A 10,745-nucleotide genomic window follows, 5' to 3' on the forward strand; every position below is an offset into this window, starting at 1 on the left:
GCGCAGACGCTGTTGCATGCGTCTTCGGCATTGCGGGCCACCCGCATTCGTTTGAACCCCTGGTGTTCAGATCGTTTGCGGTGTCCCCATGTTGCCTCTAGATTTTTCTCCTCATTTCGTCCTTCGGTTTGCATTTGAGCGCGCACCAGCGCCATGAACCAGCTCATTGAGGCGGTTCTGGTTCTAATGGCGGGTGGTGCTTTGGCGCTGCTGCCGGCGCGCAACATCGTGCGCGCCAGCGCCGGACTGGTGTCGCAGATGATTGCCATGGCCCTGGTCGGGTCGGTCGCGCTGCCAGTGCTGTTTGGCGGCCCGGATGTCACGGGTGACATGCCCTGGGCCTACCCCATCGGCACGCTGCATTTCAGGCTGGACGCGCTAGGCGCATTCTTTCTGAGCTGGTCCTTGCCCATGACGCTGCTGGGCAGCGTGTATGCGATGGGTTACATGCGCAAGTACTTTGACAGCCCACGCCACATCGGCGTGCACTTTGGCCTGCTCAACATGATCTCGCTCTCGTTCATTCTGGTGTACGTCGGCGAACATGCCGTCACTTTTTTGCTGGGCTGGGAAATAGCAGCGCTGTCGGCCTGGCTGCTGGTGATCTGGGACTACCCCAACCAGAAGGTGCGCTTTGCCGGCTTCAATTACCTGGTCTCCACCCATGTCGGCCTGATTTTCCTGGTGGCGGCGGTGATGATTCTCTACACCAACACCCAGTCGTGGTTTCTGGATGACTATGGCGACTGGATGAGCCAGAACCCAGGCACGGTGCGCAATACAGTCTTCTTGCTGCTGGTCACCAGCTTTGGCCTGAAATCAGCATTTTTCCCGTTTCATTCCTGGCTGCCGCGCGCCCATGCGGCCGCGCCGGCGCATGTCTCGGCATTGATGTCAGGCGTGATTCACAAAGCCGGGCTGTATGCGCTGGTGCATTTTTTGATGATCTCGGGCAAACCGGACGAGTGGATGGGTTGGTTCTTGATTGCGTTTTCCGTCACCTCGGCCGTGGTCGGTGGCCTCTATACCGTGGGCCAGCGCGACCTGAAACGCTTGCTGGGCTATTCATCGACCGAGAACGTCGGCATTGCCGGCATCGGCTTTGGCGTCGGCTGCCTGGGGCTGAGCTGGGACATGCCCACGCTGGTGGCACTTGGTTTTGGGGGCGGCTTGCTGCACGTGCTCAACCACGCGTTTTTTAAGTGCCAGTTGTTTTATGCGGCCGGCTGCGTTTACCAGATCAAGCATGTGATCGACATCGAACGCCTGGGCGGCCTGTTCAAGCTGATGCCGGTGACCGCCGTGTGTTTCATCATCGGCGGCGTGGCGATTTCTGCCTTGCCGCCGTTCAACGGCTTTGCCAGCGAGTTCCTGATCTATTCGGGCCTGTTCACGGGTGAAAGCATCAATATCTGGGCCAAACTCACGCTGGCCCTGACGGCCGCGGCGCTGGCCTTTGTCGGGGCCGTGTCGGCCCTGAGCATCACGCGCGCCTTTGGCGTGATTTTTTTGGGCAACGCGCGCGATGCCAGCCTGCCTGAAGCGCACGAAGCCAATGGCTGGATGCTGTTCCCCATGGTGGTCCATACCATCGGAACGGTGGCCCTGGGCGTGGCACCCACCTTGGGCTTTGCCCTGGTGGCGGCGCCCACAGCCCTGTTCCTGCATTTGACGCCCGATGCCGTGGCCCTTGATACCCTGCAGTCGGTCACCGGCACACTGCTGCGCATCGGCGCCATCTCGGCCGGATTGGTGGCCGTACTGGTCGTGGTGCTGGCGCTGGTGGGGTTGCGCGCACGCCTGAAACGACAAACACCCAGCCGCAACGCCACCTGGGGTTGTGGCTATGGCGCGCCCAATGCGCGCATGCAGTACACGGGTGGGAGTTTTTCGGCCGACTTTGCCGGCCAATTCAAAAACATCATGCTGATGCTCAAGCGGCAAAAAGCACCCGCCGGGTATTTCCCCCGTGACAGCTACGTGATCACTGACTGTGTGGATGCGGTCGAGCGGCGCCTGTTTGCGGTGATCAGCCACGGCGATGAATCAGCCAGCGACTTATCGCAAAAACTGCATGAAGACGACCCGCGCATCGCCTTTGCGGCCGGTCTGGCTGCCATCGTGGCCATCGGCGCGCTGGTGTTGCTGGCCGAGGGGGGCTTGCCTTGAATACGCTGCTGACCGTGACCCATGGGCTGCTGGTGCTGACCCTGCCGATTGTCTTGGTCGGGCTGGTCAACCGCACCAAGTCCTGGTGGGCGGGGCGCAAGGGGCCGCGCCTGTTGCAGTCGGCCTCTGACTTGCGGCGGCTGCTGGGCAAGCGCCCCATCATCAGCACCGTGGCCAGTCCGCTGTTTCGCTCAAGCGCCTATGTGGTGCTGGTCTGCGGCCTGGCGGCTGCCAGCATGGTGCCGATGCTGGGCCAGTTTGCACCGGTGCAGTTTTCGCACGATTTCGTCGTGGTCGCCTACACCCTGGGACTGGCGCGCATCGCGCTGATGATCTCGGCAATGGACGTCGGCAGCGCGTTTGAAGGCATGGGCGCGGCGCGGGAAGCGTCGTTTTCCACCTATGCCGAGCCGGCGCTGTTTCTGCTGATCGGCGCGGCAGGCGCCGCCACCGGCATGAGCAGCTTTGCCGACCTGATTGGACAGCTGCACACAACGCCTTACTTCCCGGTCATCGTGTTCCCGCTGGTGTTGGCCCTGCTGATTCTGTTGCAGACGGAAGCCGCCCGGTTGCCGGTGGACGACCCACTGACGCACCTGGAACTGACCATGATCCATGAAGTCATGATTCTGGACCACAGTGGCCCGGAGCTGGCCGCCATGCAATACGCCGCCGCGCTGAAGATGACCCTGTACGCGGGTCTGATTGCCGCCCTGATCAATCCCATGGACCCGCAGGTAGCCCCCGTTGCCGCCATTGGGGTGTCGCTGGGCCTGATGCTGCTGGTGGCGCTGCTGGTGGGTTGCATCGAGTCACTGACCGCCCGGCTGCCGATGCGCTGGGTCACGCGCTACGTGCTGATTGGCTCGGGCGCGGCGCTCGTCAGTATGGTGGTGGTCGGATTGGGAGCCAGCGGCTTATGACACTACCTTTGATCCTGTGCCTGGTGGCCACCGTGATTCCCGTCTTCTTTGGCAAGATCCACGTGGCTCCCGCCTGGCTGAGCCTGCAGGCACTGGCGCTGGGCTGGATCAGCATGACCCGTCATTCGGAGCTGTCGCTGCATGTGCTGGCCTTGGGGCTGGAGGTGCTGCTGGTGCGCGCCTGGCTGGTGCCGACCTTGCTGCGCCGGGCCCTGTCCGGGCACAGTGCCGCACGGCAGGACCTGATGCCCTCCAACCTGTTTGCCTGGGGCGTGGCCATCAGCCTGATCATTCTGGCGTTCCGCTTTGGCGACGGTGCCCGCGCTGACGTGCGCGCGCTCACGCTGGGCGTGGTGGCGGCCACCGTCATGATTGCCTTTTTGATTTTGGCCACCAACCGGGAACCCGCCGCCCAGCTGGTCGGCTTGTTGTTCATGGAAAACGCCTTGGCGCTGTTTGAGTCGCTGATGCCCGAGCCCTGGCCGCTGCCGGTGCACCTGGCGGTCAGCGGCGTGTACATCCTGACGGTGGCGGTGGGCAGTTGGCTGGTGCGTGGGCACAGCCCGGCCCCAGTGGCGCCCAGCGCCTTGAAGGACATGGCATGAGCGCGCTCGCTTCCCCCTCCTCCGCCGTCCTGACGGCGTCGCCAGACCAGGTGGCACCCGACACAAGGTGGGTCGCTCCCGCCCTGGTGGCTGTCGCACTGATCAACTGGCTGGCCTCGGTGGCCTTGTTCATCACGCATCCGCTGGCGGAACTGCCGCTGTACTTTGCCAGGCGCTATCTGGTGCTCGACGCCACCTCGCTGCTTTTTGTGGTGCTGGTCAACACGGTGTTTCTGGGGATCAGCGTTTATATCTTGTCGCGCGAACACACATCAAACGTCCTGTCCCATGACATCCGCTCGCGTGCGGGTCTGATGCTGGCCTTCATGTTGATCATCAACCTGGGCGTCATGTCCAACCACCTCATTCTGATGTGGGCGCTGATCGAGCTCAGCACCTTGTGCGCGGCACCCCTGGTGGCGCGCGGTGATGCAGCCTCACCCAAAGGGGTGGCCTGGCGCTACATGCTGTACTCGGCCATGACGCTGTCAATCACCTTTCTGGGCTTCATGTGTCTGGCCCAATCAGCCGATTTGCGCGGCATCGACATCAGCTTTTCGGTTGATCAACTCGGACAGGCACTGACCACCAACAGTGATGGCTGGCAACGGCTGGGTTTGTCCTTCATGCTGTTTGGGCTGGGTGGCAAGCTCGGTCTGGCGCCGCTCTACAGCTGGATGCCCGAAACCTACGAAGCCGCGCCCACCAGCACCAGCGCGCTGCTGGCGGCGGTGCAGTTCAACATCAGTGTGGTGGCGGTGTTTCGTATTCTGCAGGTGTTTCAGGGCTTCGAGTCCCATTTTGTGTCCCAGGAGCTGCTGCTCATGGGCTATCTGTCGCTGGTCGTGGCTGCGGTGCAGGTGATGGCCGTGCGCAATTACAAACGTCTGATCGCCTATGCCTGCGTCAGTTCCTCCGGCGTCATCGCCTTGGGTCTGTCGGTCGGCAAGGCGGCGGCCTATGGCGTCGTGCTCTACATCGTCAGCAATGCCTTTGTGAAGTCGCTGCTGTTTTTGACCGCGGGACGCTTGCGCGCGGTCTACGGCACGAACGATGTCGCCCCGCTGAGCGGCGTGATCCGGGTCATGCCGTTTTCTGGCTTGCTGTTTGCCGTGGGCATTTTTGCCTTGCTGGGCTTTCCGCCGTTTGCCAGTTTTCTGGCCGAGATGATGATCCTCTCAGGCATCGTGCAAGCGGGTAACCTGATGGCGTTCACGCTGATGTGTGTGATGCTGACCATCATTTTTGTGGCAACCGGGCGCACGGTGTTCCCGATGCTGTGGGGGGCCTCCAAACGCGAAGGGCCACCGGTGCACGAATCCTGGATCGCGGCCCTGCCCAAGCTGGGGTTTGTCTTCATCCTGATCATGCTCGGCACCTACGCCCCCAAACCCATCACCCAATTGCTGATTGCGGTGGCGCAGTCGATTGGCGGTTAACCATGACAACGGCACAAGCCCTGACACTGTTCCCCTTGCGCGATGTTGCCGCGACCAGCCTGCAGGAGCTGATGCAGCTGTGCGGCCAGCGCCTGCAAGCCGGGGAGCGCTTGCTGACTCTGTTTGGCAGGCCGGCGCCGGAACTTGGGGCGAACATCATCATGGTCACTGCGGTGTTGCAGCCCGCGCAGGGTGCGCTGGTCATCCTGCGCGCCACGGCACTGCGCGGCGAACACTACCGCTGCCTCACCGCCCAACATCCGGCGGCGCAGATTTTTGAGCGCGAACTGTGGGAACAGACCGGTTTGTTCCCCGACGGCCACCCCTGGCTCAAACCCGTTCGCTTTGAGGGCGAGCGCCAGCAGCGCATGACGGATTACCCTTTCTTCAAGGTGCGCGGGCAGGAGGTGCATGAAGTCGGTGTCGGACCGATTCACGCCAGCGTGATCGAGCCCGGGCATTTCCGCTTCATGTGCCTGGGTGAAAATGTTCATCACCTGGAAATTCAGTTGGGTTACCAACACCGCGGCGTGGAAGGCCTGCTGCTGCGCCGCCCGGTGTGGCAGCTCACCCCGCTGGTGGAGTCGATTTGCGGCGACTCGGCCGTGGCCTACGCCTGGGGCTATTGCGCCGCGCTGGAATTTATGTCAAATCAGCCTCTAGCCCCCGCAGTACATGCGTCACGTGCTATCGCTTTAGAGATGGAGCGCATCGCCATGCACCTGGCAACGCTGGGTGGCATGGCCACTGACATTGCCTTTTTGCAGGGGGGTGCCACCTACGGCCGCCTGCGCACCGCCATCATCAACGCCAGCCAGCGTGTCTGCGGCAACCGCTTTGGCCGCGGCTGGATTCGACCCGGCCAAGCCAAACCGCTGTCGGAGGCGCTGCAGCAGGACCTGACGCAAACCCTGAGGGCGTTTGCCCCGGACTTTACGCAAATCAACCAGTTGATGCTGGCAGCGCGCAGCGTCCAGGCCCGGTTGCACGGCACCGGCACAGTCAGTCAGCAGGCCGCGCTGGACCTGGGTCTGACCGGGCCGGTGGCGCGCGCCAGCGGCGTGGCATTGGATGCCCGCAGCCAATGGCCCGGTGTGGCGTACGGCCACGCGCCCTTGTCCATGGTGACCGAGCCCGGCGGCGACTGCTGGGCGCGCATGCGGCTGCGCATGCGCGAGGTCGATGCCTCGGTGGCCTGGCTGCTCCAACTGCTGAGCGACACCACGCTGAACTTGAGCCAGGCGGGTCAAGCCCAGCGCAGCATCCCGGCCGCACTGCCGGCTGAAGCACTGTGCGTGTCGCTGGTGGAGGGCACACGCGGGCCGGTGCTGCAGGTGCTTGAGACATCGGCCAAAGGTGAACTGCGGCACTACAAGGTGCAGGACCCATCAACAGCCAACTGGTTCGGTTTGGCGTTTGCCATGCGCGACAACGCCATTTCTGACTTTCCCATCTGCAACAAGAGTTTTGACCTCTCCTACTGCGGCAACGATTTGTAGGATGCCCCATGTTTAAGTCCATCGCGGTTCGAAAATCCCAGGGCACGCAATACATTCCTGATCTGCGCGCAGCCACACCGGGCGGGTTTCGGGGCAAGCCCGTGATCAGCGATGCCGCGTGCGCTGATGCGTGCCAGGCCTGCGTGCAGGTCTGCCCAAGCCGCGCCATCAGGCTGGAACCCACGCAGCCCGACCCGGTCCATATTGACTTGGGTCGCTGCGTGCTGTGTGGCGACTGCGAGCCAGTCTGCCCCAGCCGGAAATTGAGCTTCAACAATGATGTCAAGCTGTGCGCCACCAGCCGCGAGGCCCTCACGGTCAGCAGCGCCCACCCCAACCTTGACCCCATCAAAGTGTCTGCGGCGTTGCACAAGCGCTTTGGCCGCTCGCTCAAACTGCGCTCGGTGTCAGCCGGCGGCTGCAACGGCTGCGAGATGGAAATCAACGCCCTCTCCAACGTCAACTTCGACCTCGGCCGCTATGGCATCGACATCGTGGCCTCACCACGCCATGCCGACGCGCTGGTGCTGTCCGGCCCCATCACCCGCAACATGGCAGAAGCCCTGCAAGTTTGCTGGGATGCCATTCCCGAGCCGAAACTGGTCATTGCCGTGGGAGCCTGCGCCATTTCGGGCGGTGTGTTTGCCGACAGCGATGCGCTGGACCGCCAGTTTCTGGACAACTTCAAACCGGCGCTGTATGTGCCGGGCTGCCCGGCGCATCCGCTGACGTTTATTTCGGGCATCATGGACTTGCTGGGCATTGCGGGGTAGGTCGAGGCTTCATTCAACAAAGACACCGCTCCGACCGGGCTCGATTCGTTTGGCTGGATGGCTGGAAAAGACACATACCTGACTTTCGCGCCGCTCGAAAGTTGACGATCAACGTACCAAGTCACAGGGGTTAGATGACCTTCGCGCAGGTCCGCTAGACTACCGGGAAAGTCCTCGGGCGGTGATCTTCATCAGTAGCGTTGCCTGTAGTCAGCTTCAATTGACGCGAGCTCGGCGAGTTGGTCCAGAACCAACATGCCGGACGAAAGCAAGCAACTTGTTTTCTTCGGATCGTCCCAGCCGGCGCCACCATGCTTTCCTCCATGAAAGAGATTGTTTCGGATGGTTTTCAGCAGGCGAACAACTTTTTCTAGTTCTGATTTGCAGTTGGACAGGTCAACGGCTTTCCAGGCGAGTTGATTGTTTTCTGCCACCACTTGGGCCTCTGGGCTCGCCTTCAACAAGGCATATGCTTGCTCAGAAGGTGTGTAATTTGTTTCAAACTTTGTGACAAACTCATCCCAACCCGGCTCAGCTCTTGATCCGCCAACATGACACTTGAGAAATTCGTTTTCCTTGAGGGCGTACTCGAAGCGAGAGAACCAATAAAAAAAATTGAACGCGAGGTACGTTATATCAGCGGGAATTTCTTCTTTGCGCATATCAGTGTTGTCATTGCTTCCACTTCACTACAGCGTATGCTTGGCAAGATGTAACGCCTGATAAGCCATTACGCCCCATAGAAATTCCTGGACTAACCCGCTGACGCGCGAACTGGTTCGCCAGTCCAGCAGGCTACCTCGGACTTTTCAGCAATCTCCTTTTGCAGGACGATGGACTCGCTGCTCGCAGCACTTCATCCCTTCAATCCGTAAAGGAGCATTGCCATGACACCGCTACGCCAGCGGATGCTCGAAGACATGAGCATCCGCAACCTCGCCGAGAACACCCAGCAGTCGTACCTTCAGCAGATCTCGTCCTATGCCAAACATTTCCACCGATCGCCTGAGGTTCTCGGACCTGAGGATGTTCGCACCTATCAGGTGTACCTGACTGCCGAGCGCAATCTTTCAGCCACCAGCGTCGGCATCGCGACGGCGGCGTTGCGCTTCCTCTACAGGGTAACGCTCAAACAGAACTGGGCGCCTGACGAGATTCCGATGCCCAAGAAGCCGTTCAAACTTCCGGTGGTCTTGAGCCCCGAGGAAGTCATGCATTTCCTGGATTGCGTCGACAGCGTTAAGCACAGGACCCTTTTGATGACGGCATACGCCGCTGGCCTTCGGGTATCCGAGGCCACGCACTTGAAGGTGACCGATATCGACAGCCAGCGCATGGTGCTGCGAGTTGATCAAGGCAAAGGACGCAAGGACCGTTTCGTGATGCTCTCGCCCCGGCTGCTCGATGTGCTGCGTGCGTACTGGAAACTTGAACGTCCCAAGCCTTGGCTGTTTCCGGGAGGAATCCCCGGTCAGCCGATCACCAGGAGCGCCGTCGAGCAGGTCTGTCAAAAAGCCCACCGTGCCGCTGGCATCACAAAGCCTATCACCCCGCACTCTTTGCGTCACGCGTTTGCAACGCACCTGCTGGAGTCTGGAACCGACGTTCGCACCATCCAGTTGCTACTGGGACATCGCAGCCTGGCCACCACCTCGCGCTATTTGAAGATCGCCACCAGCACCGTGTGTGCCACGGTCAGCCCATTCGATCTGCTACCCAAAGCGGACACGCTGCAACCGACGGTCAGTCCGCAGGTTCATTTTTGAGGACCAGCGGTGCGCCCTGTCGGGCTGGAGGTGGCGGATATATTTCGTCAGGTCGGCCCCTCCTATCGTGAAGACCATGACGCGGCACTGAGCCGCGGGCAGCGCCGCGTCATGAGTGCCATCGAGCAATGTCGCACCACGGCGTTGGGCGGCCACGTCGAGCAGTGCGATTCCTGTGGGCACCAGCGCATCGCATTCAACAGTTGCAGGAATCGGCACTGCCCAAAGTGTCAGTCGCTGGTGCGTGCACAGTGGCTTGAGGACCGCCAGTCTGAGCTGCTGCCAGTGGAGTATTTCCACGTGGTATTCACCGTGCCGCAGGAGATTGCCGCGATCGCGTACCAGAACAAGACCGTGGTGTACGACATCCTGTTTCGAGCCACCGCCGAGACGCTGCGCACCATCGCTGGCGACGCCAAACATCTGGGCGCCGAGATCGGCTTTATCGCCATCTTGCACACCTGGGGGCAGAATCTGCTGCATCACCCGCATCTGCACTGCGTGGTGCCAGGCGGTGGAATAGCGCCGAACGGTGAGCGCTGGATCTCGTGCCGTCCAGGCTTCTTCTTGCCAGTGCGGGTTCTGTCCCGGTTGTTTCGCCGACTGTTCATCGCTCAGTTGCAACTGGCCTTCGATCACGGCGAGCTGCAATTCTTCAACAGTCTTGAGGCGCTGCGCAATCGCGTTGACTTCGCCAAATATCTGGCGCCGGCATCGCGTGCCGAGTGGGTGGTCTACGCCAAGCCGCCTTTCGGCGGCCCCAAGCAGGTGCTGGAATATCTTGGCCGTTACACCCATCGCGTGGCGATCTCCAACAACCGCCTGCGCGAGTTCAGCGATGGAGCAGTCACATTCGCCTGGAAGGACTACCGCCACGAGTCGCGCAACAAAACCATGCGCCTGGACGCACACGAGTTCATTCGCCGCTTCTTGCTGCATGTTCTGCCATCTGGATTCCAGCGAATCCGCCACTACGGGCTGCTGGCCAATCGCTATCGGGAGGTCAGGCTGAACCATTGTCGGGACTTGCTGGCGGCACCAGCGCCGGTGGTGGTGCCGCTCGATGCGCAGGACTACCGCGACCGCTATCAGCGCCTCACAGGCGTGTCGCTGCGTGACTGCCCCCATTGCGGGCATGGACAGATGGTGCGCATCGAAACTTTCCTGCCAGGGACCTTGCCACGCGGACCGCCGCCCACTGCACCATGAATCCAAACTTGGCCACATTCACCATCGCTTCTCGGTCGGCATCTCGAAGCGATAGCTACCACTTTGTCTGCTCTCGCAGCCTCCTGGGGATGGCGGCGCGCCACTCCGAAAAATTATCCACGACGGGCACGCAAAAGCCGCACAATCTTCGGTTGCACGCCAGCCTTGTGCAACTCAACTGCCAGTATTTTCCGATCCATGCGCCGCCAATGCGTGTGCTGCGGATTCAATACCCATAGCACGCCACCGTCTCGAGTGGCGGCTTAGTCCAACGGGATCTTTTGCCTACCGTTCGCGGAACGGCCGCCCCAGTTTTGATTCAGCTCTTTAGCCCGCGACCGCCAGGCAAAAGACTCTCTGCA

Annotated in this window: 9 protein-coding genes; 8 read left to right on the top strand and 1 reads right to left on the bottom strand. The window is 61.2% G+C overall.

All coding sequences use genetic code 11. The features are described 5' to 3' along the window. The first annotated feature begins 153 nt into the window (after positions 1-153). Genes WA157_RS01535 through WA157_RS01560 form a run of 6 tightly spaced genes read left to right on the top strand, consistent with a single transcriptional unit; the run spans position 154 to position 7,408 of the window. Entirely contained in the window at positions 154-2,169 is a 2,016-nt protein-coding gene (locus WA157_RS01535; protein WP_422619270.1) for a proton-conducting transporter membrane subunit, read from the top strand. Beyond that, a complete protein-coding gene (locus WA157_RS01540; RefSeq protein WP_422619271.1) occupies positions 2,166-3,092 on the top strand; it encodes a respiratory chain complex I subunit 1 family protein in 927 nt (308 codons plus the stop codon). Before WA157_RS01535 ends, WA157_RS01540 begins: the two co-directional genes overlap by 4 nt. Next, entirely contained in the window at positions 3,089-3,697 is a 609-nt protein-coding gene (locus tag WA157_RS01545; protein WP_422619272.1) for a hypothetical protein, read from the top strand. The genes WA157_RS01540 and WA157_RS01545 overlap by 4 nt, the downstream gene beginning before the upstream one ends. Then, a complete protein-coding gene (locus WA157_RS01550; protein WP_422619273.1) occupies positions 3,694-5,136 on the top strand; it encodes a proton-conducting transporter membrane subunit in 1,443 nt (480 codons plus the stop codon). Before WA157_RS01545 ends, WA157_RS01550 begins: the two co-directional genes overlap by 4 nt. A 2-nt stretch (positions 5,137-5,138) precedes the next feature. Next, positions 5,139-6,635 carry an NADH-quinone oxidoreductase subunit C gene (locus tag WA157_RS01555; RefSeq protein ID WP_422619274.1) on the top strand — a complete coding sequence of 499 codons (1,497 nt, stop codon included), beginning with the start codon at positions 5,139-5,141 and terminating at the stop codon, positions 6,633-6,635. An 8-nt stretch (positions 6,636-6,643) separates the two neighbouring features. Continuing rightward, positions 6,644-7,408 (top strand): 4Fe-4S dicluster domain-containing protein, encoded by a 765-nt coding sequence (locus tag WA157_RS01560; protein WP_422619275.1) that lies wholly within the window; start codon positions 6,644-6,646, stop codon positions 7,406-7,408. 191 nt (positions 7,409-7,599) lie between these two features. Here the strand turns inward: WA157_RS01560 and WA157_RS01565 are convergent, their stop codons facing one another. Beyond that, complete coding sequence (locus tag WA157_RS01565) at positions 7,600-8,070, bottom strand: hypothetical protein (protein WP_422619276.1); 471 nt, start codon at positions 8,068-8,070, stop codon at positions 7,600-7,602. A 225-nt stretch (positions 8,071-8,295) separates the two neighbouring features. Here WA157_RS01565 and WA157_RS01570 point away from each other — a divergent pair, with 225 nt between their 5' ends. Together WA157_RS01570 and WA157_RS01575 are read left to right on the top strand one after the other, a co-directional pair. Continuing rightward, positions 8,296-9,174, top strand: coding sequence for a tyrosine-type recombinase/integrase (locus WA157_RS01570; RefSeq protein ID WP_422619277.1), 879 nt, complete (start codon positions 8,296-8,298; stop codon positions 9,172-9,174). 9 nt (positions 9,175-9,183) lie between these two features. Continuing rightward, complete coding sequence (locus WA157_RS01575; RefSeq protein WP_422619278.1) at positions 9,184-10,383, top strand: IS91 family transposase; 1,200 nt, start codon at positions 9,184-9,186, stop codon at positions 10,381-10,383. The last annotated feature ends 362 nt before the right edge of the window (positions 10,384-10,745 follow it).

The organism is Rhodoferax ferrireducens, from assembly GCF_049302455.1.
GTDB classification, from domain to species: domain Bacteria; phylum Pseudomonadota; class Gammaproteobacteria; order Burkholderiales; family Burkholderiaceae_C; genus Rhodoferax; species Rhodoferax ferrireducens_B.

Coding starts and splice junctions, on each gene's coding strand:
- WA157_RS01535 (WP_422619270.1), top strand. CDS start 154: ATGAACCAGCTCATTGAGGCGGTTCTGGTTCTAATGGCGGGTGGTGCT.
- WA157_RS01545 (WP_422619272.1), top strand. CDS start 3,089: ATGACACTACCTTTGATCCTGTGCCTGGTGGCCACCGTGATTCCCGTC.
- WA157_RS01550 (WP_422619273.1), top strand. CDS start 3,694: ATGAGCGCGCTCGCTTCCCCCTCCTCCGCCGTCCTGACGGCGTCGCCA.
- WA157_RS01555 (WP_422619274.1), top strand. CDS start 5,139: ATGACAACGGCACAAGCCCTGACACTGTTCCCCTTGCGCGATGTTGCC.
- WA157_RS01560 (WP_422619275.1), top strand. CDS start 6,644: ATGTTTAAGTCCATCGCGGTTCGAAAATCCCAGGGCACGCAATACATT.
- WA157_RS01565 (WP_422619276.1), bottom strand. CDS start 8,070: ATGCGCAAAGAAGAAATTCCCGCTGATATAACGTACCTCGCGTTCAAT.
- WA157_RS01570 (WP_422619277.1), top strand. CDS start 8,296: ATGACACCGCTACGCCAGCGGATGCTCGAAGACATGAGCATCCGCAAC.